This is a genomic window from Paraburkholderia sp. 40, from assembly GCF_050434105.1.
GTDB classification, from domain to species: domain Bacteria; phylum Pseudomonadota; class Gammaproteobacteria; order Burkholderiales; family Burkholderiaceae; genus Paraburkholderia; species Paraburkholderia tuberum.
Genome location: NZ_JBNPVY010000004.1, coordinates 2966561 through 2984141, shown reverse-complemented (window position 1 = coordinate 2984141; position 17581 = coordinate 2966561). Strand labels below are relative to the sequence as shown.

The 17581-nt window shown below is 63.2% G+C and carries 18 protein-coding genes, 1 tRNA gene and 1 pseudogene; 11 read left to right on the top strand and 9 right to left on the bottom strand.

Annotation, left to right across the window (positions count from 1 at the left end; genetic code table 11):
* Positions 1 to 109 precede the first annotated feature (109 nt).
* The 5 genes from OKW28_RS35740 to OKW28_RS35720 form a co-directional block, all read right to left on the bottom strand.
* Positions 110 to 1528, bottom strand: a complete 1419-nt coding sequence (locus OKW28_RS35740) for an MFS transporter (protein WP_429452442.1) — start codon at positions 1526 to 1528, stop codon at positions 110 to 112.
* 117 nt (positions 1529 to 1645) lie between these two features.
* Positions 1646 to 2149: a YbhB/YbcL family Raf kinase inhibitor-like protein gene (locus tag OKW28_RS35735; RefSeq protein ID WP_429452440.1), complete on the bottom strand. Its 504-nt coding sequence runs from the start codon at positions 2147 to 2149 to the stop codon at positions 1646 to 1648.
* 241 nt (positions 2150 to 2390) lie between these two features.
* A complete protein-coding gene (locus OKW28_RS35730) occupies positions 2391 to 2837 on the bottom strand; it encodes a very short patch repair endonuclease (RefSeq protein ID WP_429452438.1) in 447 nt (148 codons plus the stop codon).
* Between the two features lie 30 nt (positions 2838 to 2867).
* Positions 2868 to 4160: a DNA (cytosine-5-)-methyltransferase gene (gene dcm, locus OKW28_RS35725; protein WP_429452436.1), complete on the bottom strand. Its 1293-nt coding sequence runs from the start codon at positions 4158 to 4160 to the stop codon at positions 2868 to 2870.
* A gap of 307 nt (positions 4161 to 4467) precedes the next feature.
* Positions 4468 to 4794 carry a hypothetical protein gene (locus OKW28_RS35720; protein ID WP_429452434.1) on the bottom strand — a complete coding sequence of 109 codons (327 nt, stop codon included), beginning with the start codon at positions 4792 to 4794 and terminating at the stop codon, positions 4468 to 4470.
* A 203-nt stretch (positions 4795 to 4997) separates the two neighbouring features.
* Between OKW28_RS35720 and OKW28_RS35715 the strand changes: the two genes are divergently transcribed.
* The 5 genes from OKW28_RS35715 (at position 4998) to OKW28_RS35695 (ending at position 8665) form a co-directional block, all read left to right on the top strand.
* On the top strand, positions 4998 to 5189 hold the full coding sequence (locus OKW28_RS35715) for a CsbD family protein (protein WP_429452432.1): 192 nt from the start codon (positions 4998 to 5000) through the stop codon (positions 5187 to 5189).
* Positions 5190 to 5420: 231 nt separating this feature from the next.
* Positions 5421 to 5642, top strand: coding sequence for a hypothetical protein (locus tag OKW28_RS35710; RefSeq protein WP_429452430.1), 222 nt, complete (start codon positions 5421 to 5423; stop codon positions 5640 to 5642).
* Between the two features lie 129 nt (positions 5643 to 5771).
* Positions 5772 to 6479 (top strand): glutathione binding-like protein, encoded by a 708-nt coding sequence (locus OKW28_RS35705; RefSeq protein WP_429452428.1) that lies wholly within the window; start codon positions 5772 to 5774, stop codon positions 6477 to 6479.
* A gap of 94 nt (positions 6480 to 6573) precedes the next feature.
* Complete coding sequence (locus tag OKW28_RS35700; RefSeq protein ID WP_429452426.1) at positions 6574 to 7683, top strand: acyltransferase family protein; 1110 nt, start codon at positions 6574 to 6576, stop codon at positions 7681 to 7683.
* 142 nt (positions 7684 to 7825) lie between these two features.
* Positions 7826 to 8665, top strand: coding sequence for a hypothetical protein (locus OKW28_RS35695; RefSeq protein WP_429452424.1), 840 nt, complete (start codon positions 7826 to 7828; stop codon positions 8663 to 8665).
* A 24-nt stretch (positions 8666 to 8689) separates the two neighbouring features.
* On the opposite strand, the gene OKW28_RS35690 is transcribed toward OKW28_RS35695, so the two are convergent.
* On the bottom strand, positions 8690 to 9628 hold the full coding sequence (locus OKW28_RS35690) for a methyltransferase domain-containing protein (RefSeq protein WP_429452422.1): 939 nt from the start codon (positions 9626 to 9628) through the stop codon (positions 8690 to 8692).
* A gap of 626 nt (positions 9629 to 10254) precedes the next feature.
* Between OKW28_RS35690 and OKW28_RS35685 the strand changes: the two genes are divergently transcribed.
* From OKW28_RS35685 to OKW28_RS35675, 3 genes are read left to right on the top strand one after another with little or no spacing between them, the layout of a single operon-like run.
* Complete coding sequence (locus OKW28_RS35685) at positions 10255 to 10818, top strand: hypothetical protein (RefSeq protein ID WP_429452420.1); 564 nt, start codon at positions 10255 to 10257, stop codon at positions 10816 to 10818.
* Positions 10811 to 11293 (top strand): hypothetical protein, encoded by a 483-nt coding sequence (locus OKW28_RS35680; RefSeq protein WP_184065570.1) that lies wholly within the window; start codon positions 10811 to 10813, stop codon positions 11291 to 11293. The genes OKW28_RS35685 and OKW28_RS35680 overlap by 8 nt, the downstream gene beginning before the upstream one ends.
* Positions 11290 to 11490, top strand: a complete 201-nt coding sequence (locus OKW28_RS35675) for a hypothetical protein (protein ID WP_429452418.1) — start codon at positions 11290 to 11292, stop codon at positions 11488 to 11490. Before OKW28_RS35680 ends, OKW28_RS35675 begins: the two co-directional genes overlap by 4 nt.
* Before the next feature lie 13 nt (positions 11491 to 11503).
* On the opposite strand, the pseudogene OKW28_RS35670 reads toward OKW28_RS35675, so the two are convergent.
* The 3 genes and pseudogenes from OKW28_RS35670 to OKW28_RS35660 form a co-directional block, all read right to left on the bottom strand.
* Positions 11504 to 11803 (bottom strand): annotated as a pseudogene (locus OKW28_RS35670) (Arm DNA-binding domain-containing protein); the annotation flags it as partial.
* A 24-nt stretch (positions 11804 to 11827) separates the two neighbouring features.
* A tRNA-Arg gene (locus OKW28_RS35665) sits at positions 11828 to 11902 on the bottom strand.
* 206 nt (positions 11903 to 12108) lie between these two features.
* Positions 12109 to 12300, bottom strand: coding sequence for a rubredoxin (locus OKW28_RS35660; protein WP_184009557.1), 192 nt, complete (start codon positions 12298 to 12300; stop codon positions 12109 to 12111).
* Between the two features lie 308 nt (positions 12301 to 12608).
* Here OKW28_RS35660 and OKW28_RS35655 point away from each other — a divergent pair, with 308 nt between their 5' ends.
* From OKW28_RS35655 to OKW28_RS35645, 3 genes are all read left to right on the top strand, one after another.
* Positions 12609 to 13010: a DUF4399 domain-containing protein gene (locus tag OKW28_RS35655; protein WP_429452416.1), complete on the top strand. Its 402-nt coding sequence runs from the start codon at positions 12609 to 12611 to the stop codon at positions 13008 to 13010.
* Between the two features lie 171 nt (positions 13011 to 13181).
* Positions 13182 to 15116, top strand: coding sequence for an ATP-binding cassette domain-containing protein (locus OKW28_RS35650; RefSeq protein ID WP_429454563.1), 1935 nt, complete (start codon positions 13182 to 13184; stop codon positions 15114 to 15116).
* Positions 15117 to 15550: 434 nt separating this feature from the next.
* Positions 15551 to 17536 carry a DNA topoisomerase IV subunit B gene (locus OKW28_RS35645; RefSeq protein ID WP_090805631.1) on the top strand — a complete coding sequence of 662 codons (1986 nt, stop codon included), beginning with the start codon at positions 15551 to 15553 and terminating at the stop codon, positions 17534 to 17536.
* The last annotated feature ends 45 nt before the right edge of the window (positions 17537 to 17581 follow it).

Below are 17581 nucleotides of genomic sequence, written 5' to 3'. Positions count from 1 at the left end.
CACGTCGTGCATGGAGTGACAGGGAAGATCAAAGCAAAAAGGCGTGCATCGCCTCGTGCGATGCGCGCCTTTTATCGTGCATGTCTTGCGCGCATAACGGCCACAGCCTTCATGCCGGCTGCGCCGCCTTCTGCATGACCCGCATCGTGCTGACGACCGCCGCGACCGCCGAGAACCCCGCGGCCACATACAGCGCGATGATCGTCCCGCTCTGCGGCGCGACGCCGAAGATCAGCGCGACCAGCGCCGCGCCGAGCGTTTGCCCGGTCAGGCGCGCGGTGCCGAGCATGCCGCTCGCGCCGCCGCTGCGTTCGCGCGGCGCGGACGACAGCATCGTGCGATTGTTCGGCGACTGGAAGATGCCGAAGCCCGCGCCGCACAGCGCCATGCGCCACGAAATCTGCAGCGCGTCCGGGTGAGGCCCGAGCGTCGCGAGCAGCAGCAGGCCGACCGTCATCGCGGCGAGCCCGACGCCGCCGAGCCAGCCGGCCGATATCCTGTCCGACAGCACGCCGGCAATGGGCGCCGCGATGATGATGATCGCGGGCCACGGCGTCATCAAAAGACCCGTTTCGACCTGCGACATGCCGAGCGTTTCCTGCAGCAGGAACGGCAGCGACACGAACGCGAGCATCTGCGCGCAGAACGAGCAGACCGACGTGCCGACCGACAGCGCGAACACCGGAATACGCAGCAGGTCGATCGGCAGCAGCGGGGCGGGCCGCGTCAGCTGGCGACGCACGAAGAAGTAGCCGATGACCAGCGCTCCGAGCGCCTCGAGCGTCACGTAGCCGAAATGCTCGCCGTGGCCGAGGCCATCGACCGCGAAAATCAGCAGGCCGAACACGAACGCGTTCATCACCGCGCTCAGATAGTCATACGGGGATTCGTGGCCGGGGTTCATCGGCAGCGCCTTGAAGCCGCCGACGATCGCCGCGATTCCGATCGGCACGTTGATCGCGAACAGCCACGGCCAGGTCGCGATCGCGAGCACGCCCGAGGCGACCGTCGGCCCGACCGCCGACGACACCGCCACCACCATCGCGTTGATCGAGACGCCGCGCCCGAGCTGGGTAGGCGGATAGATCATGCGCACGATCGCGGTGTTCACGCTCATGATGCCGGCCGCGCCGAAGCCCTGAACCACTCGCGCGAGCGCGAGCATCGCCAGCGAGTTCGACAGCGCGCAACCGAACGACGCGACCGTGAACAGGATCAGGCCCGACAGATAAATGCGCCGGTAGCCGATGCGGTCGCCGAGCGACGCCAGCGGCAGCAGCGAGATCGTGATCGCGAGCTGATACGCGTTGACGACCCAGATCGACGCGGCGGCGCTCGCATTGAGGTTGCGCGCGATCGTCGGCAGCGCGACGTTGGCGATCGCGCTGTCGAGCACCGCGAGCGTCAGCGAGAGCGCGATGACGAGCATCGCCCAGTAGCGTTGTGGGACCGGTAGACCCAGTTCCTTGCCTTCGAAGCGGGAAGTGGAGGGCGTCGAGCCGTCCGTGCGCGGGGAGGGTGCGTGCATCGATTGTTTGACTTGTCGGAGATGTTGGCGCGCCTGTGCGCGGCTCACGCGCTGGCCGCTGCGGGCGTATCGGTCGGCGCGGCGCCGGCGTTACCGGACGCCGGCGCCGCGCGTGCGTTATTTGAGTTCGTAAAGGCCCGTGTGGGTCGCCGAATCGATTTCGTTCAGGTGCGTCATGAAGCGCGCGACCGCGTTGGTGGTTTCCGCGCTGACCGGCAGATGCGGCACCTTCAGCGCATGCAGCCGGAAGATATAGCGATGCGTGCGATCGCCGCGCGGCGGCGCGGCGCCGCCGAAGCCGACCGTCCCATAGTCGTTGCGCACCTGCATCGCGCCCTGCGGCAGCAGCGAGCCGTCGGCCTTGCCGGCGTTGCGCGGCAGCGAGCGCGCGTCGGCCGGAATGTTCACGACGACCCAATGCCAGAAGCCGCTGCCGGTCGGCGCGTCGGGATCGTGAACGGTGAGCGCGAAGCTTTGCGTGTCCGCGGGCGGCGCTTCCCATTGCAGCGACGGCGAGATGTTTTCGCCGTCGCCGCCGAACGCCTTGTCGTTGTACTCGTGGGCTCTCGGCATGAAGCCGTTGGTGGGAAAATCGTCGGACCAGAGACGGAAGTCAGCCATGATGTGCCTCCCTTGTTGATTGGTTCTGGGATCGTCGGAGTTCGCGATGTCGCGGCGGGCGAGGCGCATCTCGTGGCATGCCGAAGCGCGTGAGGACGTGCCGCGAAAGCGCCGGAAAGCACCCGGAAAACGCCGCCGAAGCGTGCCTCGAAGGCATCTCGAAAGCGCGCCGGGTGAGCCTTTCGAGTGTAGCACCAGCGGCCGCGAGACTTGCGCGAGCCGGGCAGGTCGCGCGCGGTTTTCAGCTGCGTTCCTCCAACTCCGGCGCGTCGCTTCTGATCCACGCGACGAGCCGCTCGATCACGCCCGCGATATCGCGATTCGCGCCCCGCAAAGCGCATTCCCACACGACCGCGACGCGCCAGCCGCTCGCGAGCAGCGCGGCGCGCACCTTGTCGTCGTTGCTGCGATTGCGGCCGATCTTGTCGCGCCAGAAGTCGGGCCGCGTCTGCGGCCATTTGAACAGATGACAGTCGTGGCCATGCCAAAAGCAGCCGTGCACCAGCACCACCGCGCGATAGCGCGGCAGCACGATGTCGGGGCGGCCGGGCAGATCGCGCGCGTCGAGCCGGAAGCGCAGGCCCCGCCGATGCAGCAGGCTGCGGATCAGAATCTCCGGCTTGGTATTGCGGCCGCGAATGCCGGACATCATCCGGCTGCGCGTCGCGCTATCGACGATATCGACCATCGTCAGCGGGCCAACGGGTCGCGCGGCCGCTCACGCGTAGAGCGGCAGGGAGTGTTTCGACGCATCGCGGGTCGGGTGGGCAAGCAGGGTTTGCACATGCGGCAGCATGATACGCGCCACTTCGCGCATCACCGGCATCACGACGCTATTGCCGAACTGCCGGTAGGCCTGCGTATCGCTGACCGGAATCCTGAAGGTGTCGGGAAAGCCCATCAGTCGCGCGCATTCGCGCGGCGTCAGGCGACGCGGGCGCAGCGCCTCGCCCTGATAGACGAGAATTTCGGAGCCGTCCTTGTGATAGCGCGCCGACAGCGTGCGCGTCACGCTGTCCGGATAGGCCATGCCGAAACCGAAGCCGTTGCCCGCCGCACGATGCTTGGCCGCGTAGTTTTGCAGATACGCCCACAGCTTCGGGGTGAGCGTGTACTTCGGCTGCACGCGGCGCGCGGTGTGGTCGAAGAAGCGGTCGTGGTCCCACGGCAGCACCGGTTCCGTGCCGTCCGTGCGATGCAGGATCGCGGCGAGCCGCGGACCCTGTTCGGGCAGGCGCAGGTCGTCCCATGTGAACCCGGTCTTGCCGCGAAAGCCCACCACGATGATGCGCTCGCGATGCTGAGGCGTGAAATGCCGGCCATCGATCACGCGGTAGTGCACCTCGTAGCCGAGTTCGTCGCGCAGCGTTTGCAGGATCACGTCGAAGGTGCGGCCCTTGTCGTGCGACAGCAGGTTCTTTACGTTTTCGAGCAGGAACGCGGCGGGGCGCTTCGCGGCGATGATGCGCGCGACGTCGAAAAACAGCGTGCCCTGGGTCGTGCATTCGAAGCCGTGCGGCCGGCCAAGCGCGTTTTTCTTGCTGACGCCGGCGATCGAAAACGGCTGGCACGGAAAGCCGCCGAGCAGCACGTCGTGGCTCGGCACGTCCTCGGCGGGAAACGTGACGATGTCGCCGATCAGCGCGTGCGCGCCGCCGCTCGCGGAGTTGTCGCCGTGGTTCTCGCGATAAGTCCGCGTCGAGAACTCGTTCCACTCGCTGGTGAACACGCATTCGCCGCCGTGCGCCTCGAAGCCCATGCGAATGCCGCCGATACCCGCGAACAGATCGATGAAGCGGAAGCGCGCCGCGTCGCCCGCGTGTTGCGCCTCACGCGCGCCTTGCCGCAGCAGATCGCGCAACGCGGGTTCCAGCATCGCGGGACAAGGCGTTTCACCTTTTTCCCAGCGACGCACCGTCTTGATGTCCTTGCCGACATGGGTTGCGATTTCGCGTTGGGTGAAACGGGCGCGCGCCTGCTTGAGCAGGTCGAACGGGGCGGCGAGGGTCACGTGGCGTCCTTGCTGGGAATTTTTGCGGACATTATGACCTAAGGTCGTCCCCTTTCCCTATTGTTGGCGCCGATTGATCAGGAATTTTTCGCGATACGTCGCGCCGCTGCGTTTGTCTGCGGCGAAACATGCCTGTCACGAGTGCGGATATGCGCCTGTCCCGTGACGCTGGCTTCCGGCGTTGCGACGTGTGTTGGCGGCCGCGACCTCGTGCCCGGCCGCTTTTTTTTGGGGCGCGCAAGACGAGCCGCGGGCCGGCTTGGCGCCACGCGTGCGGGTGCAGCGGGTGGGGCGGATGCAGATGCGGTCAGGCCGACTTCGCCTTCTTCACCGGGGCAGCCGGCTCGAATCGCGAGGTCGGCGCGGGCGCGAAGCGTTCCCATTCGGGCAGTGGCGTCGAGGCCAGCCGATCGAGTTGCAGCAGCAGGCTGTCGACTTTGTCCAATTGGGCGGTAGAAAGCTGGCCGCTGTCGACCAGCGCGGTCAGTCGTTTGCGCCAATAGGTGGCTGGCAGGATCGGACCGCCGAAATCGCCGCGCAGCGATACGTGCATCACCCGCGCGATGTGCGCGATGTCGTGGTCGATCAACGCAGCTTGCGATGATCCCGAAATCGTAGTCTCCGTGCGGTCCATGACTCCTCCCTGAGCGCATTTACGGCGGTGCGCGGCGAGACTTTAGGCCTTTTGATAAAAAATTTGCCCGATCGCGCGTCGGCGTTCGTCGGTGCCGCGGCCCGGGGCGCGGAGCAGCTCCCGGGAACAGCCGTTGCTGCTTCCCACACACCGGCGGAATACCGCGCCGGCATTTCCGTCGACTACGCATATGGGAGCCGAGCATGAACAAGGATCAAGTGAAGGGCGTTGGCGAGCAGGTCAAGGGCAAGGTCAACGAGGCCGTCGGCAAGGCCACGAACGACCCTGCGAAGGAACTCAAGGGCAACCTGCAGCAGGGCGCCGGCAAGGTGCAGAAGGCCTATGGCGATGCGAAGGAACACGCCAAGGACGATGCAAAGCGCGGTCGTCACTGAGAACCCGTTCGGTGCAGGTTGCCGTAACGGCGGAGGCGTCGCGATCGTCGCGACGCCTTTGTTTTTTGTACGGCGCAGGTCGGACACGACGCGTCCGATTTCACCAGTTGGGTCACCGCTGACGTTGGCGTGGCGGCCGGCCTGGGAGTAACCCGTGATCGCGATGATCGGCATTCCGCACGCGCTGCGAGCCCTTTAGACTTGGCGCAATCCCATCAGGAGGTCGCGCCAATGACACCCGAAAAGATACTTTCGATGTTCGAACGGCAGTATTTGGAAGGCAAGGCGCCGCCCGATCTCGAAGCGACCTGCGCGAACTTCGCGACGTGGCTCGCGGCCGCGTGGGAACTGCTCGACAGCACCGAAAAGACGCTGCTGCTGACGGTCGGCGCGACGCTGTGGCGTGAGGGCTTCAACGTGCGCGCGGGTACGGCGACGAAGGACTTGTGGTGAACCGCCGATCGCGAACGGCGCTGTTGCCGCAGCGTTTGCAGGGTCTTCACGCGGCCTCGCACGCGTTGTGGCGAGTCGGTTTATATTGGGCGGTCTTGCAATTTCTGTCCCATAGGGCGACCCGAACCCATGACCGATTTATCCGCTTTCGCGATCACGAAGAAATGGCCGGCCGAGCATCCGGACCGGATTCAGCTCTATTCGCTGCCGACGCCCAATGGCGTAAAAATCTCGATCATGCTCGAGGAAACCGGCTTGCCGTACGAGCCACATCTGGTGCGCTTCGATACCAACGATCAGATGACGCCGGCGTTTCTGTCGTTGAACCCGAACAACAAGATTCCGGCGATCCTCGATCCGAACGGTCCCGACGGCAAACCGCTGCCGCTGTTCGAATCGGGCGCGATCCTGATTTATCTCGCCGACAAAAGCGGCCGGCTGATCCCGCGGGACGCCGCCGGGCGCTACGAAACGATCCAGTGGGTGATGTTCCAGATGGGCGGCATCGGTCCGATGTTCGGCCAGGTCGGCTTCTTCCACAAATTCGCCGGCAGGGAGTACGAGGACAAGCGTCCGCGCGATCGCTACATCGCCGAATCGAAGCGGCTGCTCGGCGTGCTGGAGCAGCGCCTGGAAGGACGCACTTGGGTGATGGGCGATCAGTATTCGATCGCCGATATCGCGATCTTCCCGTGGGTGCGCAATCTGGTCGGCTTCTATGAGGCGGGAGAACTGGTCGGCATTCAGAACTTCCCGAACGTGCGGCGCGTGCTGGCGGCGTTCGTCGAGCGTCCGGCGGTGGTGCGCGGCCTGAATATACCGCAGCGGCCGGCTTGATGGCCTGAGCGTTTCGCGAGCGTGACCGCTCGGCCGGGCGGGCGCGAATCTAACGCGCCCGGCCACGCGGCGTCGTGCGACGCTCTGCGCAACCATGCCCCCTTTCGCACTTTGCCGGATCGAAGGGCATGACAGGTATCAGGAAGTATCGACCAATTCAGGCGTTGCGCGCGCTCGCCGCGTTGGGCGTCGTCGCGTTCATACCGACGGCATCGTTGCCGCGCATGGCTGGCTCGTCCATGTTTTTCCGCGCGTGTCGCGCTATGGCGAAATCGGCGTCGAAGTCTTCTTCGTGATCTCCGGCTTCGTGATGGCGCTGGTGACTCAGGGTTTGTCCCCGGGAATCCAGTCGGCGCGCTCGTTCATTTGCGCCCGCATCGCGCGGATCGTGCCGCTCTACTGGATTCTCACCGCGTTGTTTATCGCGCTCGTCGCGTTCGTGCCGGGCGTTCCCGAAGCGTTCGGTCATGCGCGCGTGAGCGCCTGGCATGCGCTGTCGTCGTTTCTGTTTCTACCGTCGATGAGCTGGACCGGCATGGCCGCGCCCGTGCTGGGCGTCGGCTGGACGTTGAACTACGAGATGTGGTTTTACGCCGTGTTTGCCGCGGCGATGTGCGTGACGAGACGTCGTCTGCTGGCGGTAGGGGCGTTCCTGCTGCTGACGTCCGCGTTGCATCTGCTGCCCGGCGAGGGCGTCGCGTTCGCGTTTTACACGAATCCGCTGGTGCTGGAGTTCGTGTTCGGGTGTTGCGTCGGAGCCTGGTATGCGACGGGGCGGACGGTGCCGGTGGCCGCGGCGGCGGGATTGCTGGTGGCGGTCGCCGCAGCGGGCGTGTTTGCGCCGAGGTTGACCGATACGAACCGGTTTCTCGTATTTGGCCTGCCGGCGTTGGCGGTCGTGGTGGCGGGATTGTCGGTCGAGAGCAAGGTGCGGTGGAACAGATGGCTCGAGCGCATCGGCGATGCGTCGTATTCGCTGTATCTGACGCATCTGCTCGCGATGCCGGTCGTGGTCGGCTTCATGCAGATGATCGATGCGCGACATCGGTTGCCGGGAGATCTGATTGGCGGGGCGGTTGTAGTCGCGTCGACGGCGGTGGCGCTCGGGTCGTATCGGTGGGTCGAGCGACCGGCAAGTCGGGCCGTGGCCAGCTGGATCGCCGGGTTGTCGTGGGGAAGCGCGGTAGCCGGAGCGAAGCGGTAAGCGTGCTTCGACGGTTTTTCGTGTCCTTGAAATTAATACCGCTGAGCGCGTATAACCTTTGAGGTGAGTAAAGTTCTTACCGGCTTATCGGGCGAGAATCGCGCGACAGCGCTGTGATGCGACCGGACGAAAAGGTGAAGCAATGAGCGCCGTTACATTGTTCGCATGGTCCGTTCCGGCGTATTTCCAGGGTTCCGTGGTCGACCATACATGGGTGACGACCTACGACAGCCGCGTGAAGATTTACCCAGCGCTGGCGGACGTCCTGATCGCGGGCGAGCACTATTGGTACAGCTGGGGCAGCTTCCACGCCCGAGGTGGGACGCCGGTCAGTGCGGATGGTTTTTTGGCTTCCGGCGCGGCAAATCTGCTCTATGCTAGTTGTCTATGTAAGCCCGATGTGGACTCGAACATCGATCCGGCCGCTGGTGGAACGATATTCAGCTATGGTCGCGATGGTGTATGCCATCAGCTGTCAAACCAGATTCTTTGGGCGACCGGCAGCGGTGGAGCGGCTCCAGCTACCGTCCGCATGTCCAGGGGCTACTGGTTGAGCATCGCGATCTTCGGAACATACGGCAAGCAGCATGCTGCATGGGCGAGCAAGAAGATTCAGTGCTCGACACCAAGCGGGAGTGACACGATGAAGCCAGGACATCAGGAATCCGATGTCGACGATTTTCAGGAGCATCTTCAGGCGACTTTGAAGGGTCCCGACGCGGATGCGAAAATCAAGTCGTTGATGAATCATCGACGCGCATTTATGGTGCAGGTCGAGCGTTTGCAACATGCCCCGCAGGGCAGCGATGTTCCGTCCGCCTCGGAGCTGAACCAGGCCTATTCGTCTTTTCTCCACGACGCTGCTGACATTCTGGGTCCCGAGGACTTCGAGCGAGTTTTTGGTGAACGCCCAAAGGATCAGATGAACGTCGTCGATCCTTCGATATACGAGCAAAGTATCCGTCGGCCGATGCAAAAATAATGGAGCCGTTGGACTGGTGTCGTCTCAAACACGTTTCGCGATCACCGTCGTCGAACTCGCAATGTCGAGATTCTTTTTTGCGCTTAGCTGCTTCACAAACGATCGATCCAGCAACGTCGGCGGTCCTTGCAGAATTTCTTCGACCGTGAGCGCCTTGAATTCCTTCAGCGCATTCTCGTCGAGACCATCGGCCCATTCGCTCATGATCCAGTAAATCGACCAGATGGCCGTTGTCGATTCCGGTACGTACACACGTTCGACATTGATCGCAGATCCGAAGAGGTTGAGAATCCCCTCGGCTGTCATGTTGTAGTAGTGATGCGGGTAGCCGTGAGTAGGTTGAGTGAGCGGAACCACCACGACCAGATCGCCTCTTGGCTTCAACACGCGAAGAATCTCTTTGGCGGCAGTGAATGGGTCCTTCACATGTTCGAGGACATTCAACGACAGAAGGCCATCGAACGATGCATCTTTGAATGGCAGAACTTCGCCGACACCTCGCACATCGGTGGATGGATAGTTGGTGATGTCGAAATTGATCACGTTTTCGTAGATCGCGGGACGGCTGCCGGCCCCACAATCCAGAATGATCCCCGACGGATGGCGCTCGATCATACTCAGTGCATCCTGATCGTACAGATTGCTTCCGGCCAGTTCCGAGTCGTAAATGTCGAACTGGGAGCGCAGATCGGGCGACAAAAAATCGAAAAATTTTCCGTCGTCACTAAATGGCATATCAGTGCGAAGAACAGACGCTATTCTTTTTCTTCGTTCCTGCCTGGATTGGGCCGCCACCAGTGCATCTTGCCTGCGATGACTTTCGGCGCTTCCGAAAACTTCGAAATGCGATCTTCCCGATCGTAATGCGCCGAGCCTGACAGCCTCAGCGACGTCCGGATTTGCGGCGAGATAGGCCTGCTCACAAAAATTCAACGCGGTAACGCATTCAAGCGCTTGATCCATGTCGGTCCTCGGAAACGTTTCGAAGTCGGCTCGCAGATTATAGCGATCTGAGATTTACGGGAGCGCCTGATTTTCCGGGGTTGTCGAACGGGTGGTTCGCGTGAAGTGTAGGGATCGCTCTGATCCCGCGCGGAAGGCGGATCGGCAACAAAAAGCCCCACAGCGCAAGGCGTGCGGGGCTTTTAAGAGCGGACCTGGCAGCCGGTTGGGCGCTTGGTCCCCTTGGCCTACTACAAATACGCTCACTATCTTTCTGTTGCTTTGACGCATGCACTGCCGTGCGTGGTGCCGCGTGGCAGGCCGCCGCGCGAATGAATGTCATCAATTGTGTCGGATCTGTCGCTCCGTTCACGGCTTTGTGCTACGTATACCCCCTTCAAATCGATCTGGAGGGGGCGCATGTTGATGGGGCTACAGACAGATGGCGATTGAATTCGAAGCCGGAACGCATCGGTGCTGCACGCTCTACACGCGACAGGAGTATCGCGGTAGTGCGTTGAGCAACGAGGCGCGTGCCGGCCGTCAGCTCATTACCTCGGCAGGATCGCGGGAACTCACGCGCGATGCGCGCCAGATAGCGGGGCTCGTCGAATTCATCCGCAACACGCGCAGCGGCGCATATGCGAATGGCGCTGCCCCAGAGCAGATTGCCCGGGCGCTACAGACCGCCGTCGAGCGGGGGCGATGTGATCGCAGTCGTGTCCACGCCGCGTACCTCGCGCGGAGGTGCTGCGCCTATCGAGCAGAATGTCCGACCGTACTACGAGACCGTCACGCCGTCGCAGCTATTCAGGCGTGCGCTGCCTGTCGTGAGTGCCGGGCGTTCTTTCCAGCGTCCAGTGCTGCCGCGACTGCCCGCCGAAGATGGGCTCGCGATCTGGTTCGCCCGCCCGGGCGACGTGTTGCCCGATGGAACGATTGCCATGCCGGTATCAACGCCGCTGGGCGATGCGCAGGCGTTCGAATACAGCGACGCTATGTCGGGCGTTGATGCGGTGGAGTTGGCGGGCGCGGAGGGCACGCCGCGTAATAATCAGGCGCAAAACAAGCAGTTCAAGGCCGTCGTAAAGGCGTTGCGACTCAATCAGGATCAGGCGAGGCAACTTCACGACGACATGAGTAAGCAGGGCCTCGGCTATCACGAGATGCTGGAACGTGGGCAGGACTTGTTTGGAGGCGGTGATGACTGATACCAAGACAGAAATAACAACGCGTCTTTCCGCACTCATCGGGCTCGATGTGAGCTGGGTCAGTCACGCGGGAGACATGCTCACCATGCAGTTTGGCCCGCAAAGGCGGTACACGCTTAGAGGCAGGGATCGTGAGGACGGGGCGTGGGCGCTTCACGTGCAATGCGCGTGGAAGCTAGAGCGCGAGGGCAAAACTATTGCGACCCGCGATGATCTGCGTGGCGTCGATGAAAAGGCGCACGACTCAGCCAAGCGCTTGCATGAAACGCTCGTAGGACAAGGGCCTATCGAGGTCGAGGCCGTATCGGCAGACGATGCGGGCGGCGTGGACGTGTCGTTATCCCGAGGATACAGCCTTGTTGTGATCCCTGACGGCGTTGAAGATGATGAGGACTGGCGCTTCTTCGCGCCGGGCGTTGATGCCGCACACCTCGTGATTGAAGGCGGCAAGATTGCACCCGAGTCGTTTTCGTGAATGACGATCGAAAGCGTGCCCGCTTGACTGGCGAGCTTGGTTGCTTCGTGCAGAAGTACGCGCGCAAGGCGCACGCTGGCCACGATCCCAATGATCGACGCTACGACAAGAAGATTGAGACGGCGATGCGGCGCCTACGCGCCAAAGATCTCTCGGAATTGCTTTCAGGCGATGGCGAGCCAGTCTCGACGGACTGAACGAAGCGAGTTTTTCCTTTCCGTCAAACCGACACTTCATCCTCCAGTAGCGTGAGCTGTTCGGCATCACCTGAAGATAGAGCCCTTTGTCATCGGCAAGACGGTAGGGCTGTTCAGTCAGCTTGGCCTTGCGGCCTTGGAGCTCGGTAGGCGGTGCAATCTGATTGCGCAGGGCGTGGCGGTATCGATTTTTGGGATATTCGGCGATATCCCCACCAATACCCCAAAAAAATCTGGTTTGTCTTGGGCTATCGTGGGCAAGATGGCAGCAAAAAGCCCCACAGCGCAAGGCATACGGGGCTTTTCTGGACATTCTCAGGAGATACTGCGGCCAATCTGGTCCCCCTGACAGGAATCGAACCTGTATCTAGCGCTTAGGAGGCACTTGTTCTATCCATTGAACTACAGGGAGAGGACCGAGCCGGACAGACCAGCGAGCGCAGAGTATATCAAACCGGCGCGGGCAAAAGGAGAGCCAAGCCAGCAGCCGCCCGCGCCTCGCACAAATCCCGCACAAACAAACGGCCCCGCAGACATCGCCTGCCGGGCCGCGCAAACCACCTGAGCATCTGGCGAAGCGCACGCAACCGCGCCTATCGCCCCAAGCTCATCTCACTGTCAAAACTCCACCACCGCGAACTCCGCCTTGCCCACGTCGCACAGCGGGCAGCGCCAGTCTTCCGGAATGTCGGCGAAACGCGTGCCCGGTGCGATGCCTTCTTCGGGCAGACCGTCTTCCTCGTTGTAGATCCAACCGCAAATCAGGCAGACCCAGCTCTTGAATTCCGTCACTTCGATTACTTCGCTCACGACACGCTCTCTCGTTCAATGCAATGGCCGGCTTGCTCTGCCCCTTTATGGGGCGGCGCGGCGACCCGCAATATTACCGGAATTTGTCAAATCAGCCGCAGACGACCGATGCGGCGCCGCCCCAACGCCTCTGCGGCGGCCCCGGGTTCGCGCGACGGGCCTCGTCACACAAGCCGTGTACGCTTTGACCTGCAAGCTATTTGATTGGACAGATGTGGCGCTCGCTTCGCACGTATTGCGACGATCGGTCTCGGGCGAGGCCGCTGGCGGCGCCGCATCGCCGGGTTTCGTTTCCAAAGGAGAAAACGATGTTTAAAAACAGATGGTTGGTCGGCGTCGCGGCGGCTGGGCTACTCGCCGGGTCAGGTGTGGCGCAGGCGGAGGGCGTGACCTTCGTGCAACCGGCGGACGGCGCGACCGTCACCAATCCGGTGCACGTCGTGTTTGGCCTCGACGGCATGAAGATCGCGCCCGCCGGCACGCTGACGGACGGCGCCGGGCATCATCACCTGCTGATCGACGGCAAGCCGCTGCCGAAGGGCGAGGTCGTCCCCGCGACCGACAAGTCGCTGCACTTCGGCAAAGGCCAGACTGAAACCGATCTGACGCTGCCGCCGGGCGACCATACGCTGACGCTGCAATTCGGCGACGGCGCGCATCGCTCGTATGGGCCGGAGATGAGCAAGACGATCACGGTGCACGTCAAGTAAGCAACTGCTTGAAAGGCCGGGCCGGCGCGCGCGTCGCCGGCCCGCGCCGATAGCGTTGCACGCTGTGTCGCGCGCTTCATCGCACGGATGTTCCCGCCCGGCATACCTGCGACCGGCCCTGCGCCCGGTACAATGAGCAGTTCCGACTCATCGCTGTCTTCTCCCATTCCCATGTCGCTTTACACCATTACCGGAGCGCAGCTCGCGTTCGGTCACGTCGCGCTGCTCGACCACGCGGATTTCTCGCTCGAAGCGGGCGAGCACGTCGGGCTGATCGGGCGCAACGGCGCGGGCAAGTCGTCGCTGTTGAAAATCGTCGCCGATCTGGCCAAACCCGACGACGGCCTCGTCACGCGTCAGCAGCATCTGAGCACGGTCTACGTGCCGCAGGAGCCCGAGTTCAACGCCGACGACACCGTGTTCGACGCGGTCGCCGCCGGACTCACCGAGGCGCGCGCGCTGCTCGACGAATACGACGCGGTCGCGCATCAGCTCGCCGACACGCCTGAGGGCGCCGAACACGACGCGCTGCTCGCGCGCATGAACACGCTGCAATCGTCGTTGGACGCCGCGGACGCATGGAATTGGAGCACGCGCGTCGCGACCACGCTGCAGCAGATCGGCCTGAACGGCGAAGCCCGTGTCGGCTCGCTGTCAGGCGGCATGCAGAAGCGCGCCGCGCTCGCGCGCGCGCTCGTCGTGCAGCCCGACGTGCTGCTGCTCGACGAGCCGACCAACCATCTCGACTTCGACGGCATCCGCTGGCTCGAAGATCTGCTGGTGTCGCTGCGCGCTGGGCTGCTGTTCATCACACACGATCGCGCGTTTCTCGACCGCGTCGCGACGCGCATCGTCGAGCTCGATCGCGGGCGGCTGCTGTCGTATCCGGGCAATTTCTCCGCGTACCAGACGCGCAAGGCGCAGCAGCTCGAAGTCGAGCGCATCGAGAACGAGAAGTTCGACAAACTGCTCGCGCAGGAAGAAGTGTGGATTCGCAAGGGCGTCGAGGCACGCCGCACGCGCAGCGTCGGCCGCATCGCGCGCCTCGTGGAGATGCGCAACGAGCGCGCCGAGCGCCGCAACGTGCAGGGCAACGTGAAGCTCGACGTCGGTCAGGGCGAGAAGTCCGGCAAGATCGTGGCGGAACTGACGGACGTGACGAAGCGCTATGGCGAGCGCGCGGTGGTGGACCGCTTCACGGCCTCGGTGATGCGCGGCGACAAGATCGGCTTCGTCGGTCCGAACGGCGCGGGCAAGACCACGCTGCTGAAGCTGATCCTCGGTGAACTCGCGCCGGACGAGGGCAACGTGCGCGTCGGCACGAATCCGCAGGTCGCGTATTTCGATCAGATGCGCGCGGCGCTCGATCTGGAAAAGAGTCTCGCGGACACGATCAGCCCCGGCAGCGAGTGGGTCGAAATCAACGGCCAGAAGAAGCACGTGATGAGCTATCTCGGCGACTTCCTGTTCGCGCCGGAGCGCGCGCGTTCGCCGGTCAAGTCGCTGTCGGGCGGCGAGCGCAACCGGCTGTTGCTCGCGCGCCTGTTCGCGCGCCCGGCCAACGTGCTGGTGCTCGATGAACCGACCAACGACCTCGACATTCCGACGCTCGAACTGCTCGAAGAACTGCTGATCGACTACGACGGCACGGTGCTGCTCGTCAGCCACGACCGCGCGTTTCTCGATAACGTCGTGACGTCGGTGATCGCATCGGAAGGCGGCGGCAAGTGGCGCGAATACGTCGGCGGCTTCACGGACTGGCAGACGCAGCGCGATCGCTCGGAGCAACTCGCGCTCGAAGCGCAGAAAGAATCGAGCAAGGAAGCGCCGAAAGAAGCGGCGCCGAAGGACAGCGCGTCGGGCCGCAATGCGCAGCGCAGCGCGAAGCTGTCGTTCAAGGAGCAGCGCGAACTGGAGGCGCTACCGAAAATGATTGCCGACCTCGAGGCCGAACAGAAGGCAATCGGCGCGCAGCTCGAAGACGGCTCGGTGTTCGCGAAAGATGCACGCGAAGGCGCGCGTCTGACCGAGCGCTATGCCGAGATCGACGAGGAGTTGATGCTCGCGCTCGAACGTTGGGACGAGCTGGAAAACCGCGTCAGGTAACGCGGCGTGCGCGGCCGGCACAAAAACAACAGAAAGCGCCACCGCGCACGGCACCGAAATTCAGCGGGCGCGCGCCCGTGCATTTTCCGCCGCTACCTATCGCGCCGCCGTCCTGCGAGCCATCCATCCTCCAGTGCATGTCCCCCAACGCCCGCCGCGCCTTATCCAGTCGGCCAATTCAGCGCGGGGTCAATTGCCGCCGTGATCGAAATCAGTACAATACCCCGCGAACAGGCTTCCCCGGCGGGCTGTGCGTCCATGTCCGGCATTCGAGCGCGCCAACGGAAGCCGCGCGACAAAACAGCTTGCCCGCATCGCGGGCGCTCCACCTAACCCCGTTGTTTCGTTTCGCTTTTTTTGAATACTCAACGCATTGTCCACGGCCCTGTCCACAGGACCTGTGGACAACGATGAACCGACGCACCGAGTCAATCATGTCTACGAAAAAGCCAAACGCCGCGTATAGCGAAGCGTCGATCAAGGTGTTGAAGGGTCTGGAGCCGGTCAAGCAACGACCCGGCATGTACACCCGCACCGAGAATCCGCTGCACATCATTCAGGAAGTCATCGACAACGCATCGGACGAAGCCCTAGGCGGCTACGGCCGGCAAATCACGGTCACGCTGCACGCGGACCATTCGGTCTCGGTCGACGACGACGGCCGCGGCATTCCGTTCGGCCTGCACCCCGACGAGGGCGTACCGGTCGTCGAAATCGTTTTCACGCGCTTGCACGCGGGCGGCAAGTTCGACAAGGCCGCCGGCGGCGCCTATACGTTCTCGGGCGGTCTGCACGGCGTCGGCGTGTCGGTCACCAACGCGCTGTCCACGCGGCTCGACGTCACCGTGTGGCGCGACGGCAAGGTCGCCGAACTGAGCTTCGCGCACGGCGACGTCGCGAAGCCGCTCGAAGTGCGTGCCGCCACCAAGGCCGACAAGAAATCCGGCACGCGCGTGACCGCGTGGGCCGATCCGAAGTACTTCGATTCGCCGAACCTGCCGCTCGGCGAATTGCAGCGTCTGTTGCGCTCAAAAGCGGTGCTGCTGCCGGGCGTCGAGGTCACGCTCGTCAACGAGAAAACCGGCGAGCGGCAAAGCTGGAAATACGAAGACGGCCTGCGCGGCTATCTGCTCGAAGGCATGAACGGCAGCGATCTGCTGATTCCGCTGTTCGAGGGCGAGCGCTACGCGGAAAGCTCGCGTTCGAGCGAAGAGACGTTTGCCGAAGGCGAGGGCGCGGCGTGGGTCGTCGCGTGGAGCGAGGAAGGGCCGCTCACGCGCGAGTCGTACGTGAACCTGATTCCTACGCCCGCGGGCGGCACGCATGAGTCGGGCTTGCGCGACGGTCTTTATCAGGCGGTCAAGAGCTTCGTCGAGTTGCACAACCTGCAGCCGAAGGGCGTGAAACTGCTCGCCGAAGACGTGTTCGCGCGGGTGTCGTTCGTGCTGTCGGCGAAGGTGCTCGATCCGCAGTTTCAAGGGCAGATCAAGGAGCGCCTGAATAGCCGCGATGCGGTCAAGCTCGTGTCGTCGTTCGCTCGGCCGGCGCTCGAACTGTGGTTGAACCAGCACGTCGAGCATGGCAAGAAACTCGCGGACCTCGTGATCAAGCAGGCGCAGGCGCGCACGCGCGCGGGGCAGAAGGTCGAGAAGCGCAAGAGCTCAGGCGTTGCCGTGCTGCCCGGCAAGCTGACCGATTGCGAATCGACGGAAATCGGCCGCAACGAACTGTTCCTCGTCGAGGGCGACTCGGCGGGCGGCTCCGCGAAGATGGGTCGCGACAAGGAATACCAGGCGATCCTGCCGCTGCGCGGCAAGGTGCTGAACACATGGGAAACCGAACGTGATCGCCTGTTCGCGAACAACGAGGTGCACGACATTTCAGTGGCGATCGGCGTCGATCCGCATAATCCGGACGACAAGGTCGATCTGTCGAATCTGCGCTACGGCAAGATCTGCATTTTGTCGGATGCGGACGTCGACGGCTCGCATATCCAGGTGCTGCTGCTCACGCTGTTCTTCAAGCATTTCCCGCAACTGATCGAGCGCGGTCATGTGTGCGTCGCGCGTCCGCCGCTGTTTCGCGTCGATGCGCCCGCGCGCGGCAAGAAGCCCGCGCAGAAGCTCTATGCGCTCGACGAAGGCGAGCTCGAGGCGATTCTCGACAAGCTGCGCAAGGACGGCGTGCGCGACAACCAGTGGTCGATCAGCCGCTTCAAGGGTCTCGGTGAAATGAGCGCCGAGCAGCTGTGGGACACGACGATGAATCCCGACACGCGCCGCCTGCAGCCGGTCGCGCTCGGCGAACTCGACTACGATGCGACCGTCGCGCGCATGACGATGCTGATGGGCAAGGGCGAAGCGGCGTCGCGCCGCAGCTGGCTCGAAGAGAAGGGCAACGAAGTGGAAGCGGACATCTGAGCGCATTGCGCCTCAATGCGGCATACGACACTTCAAGCCAAACAC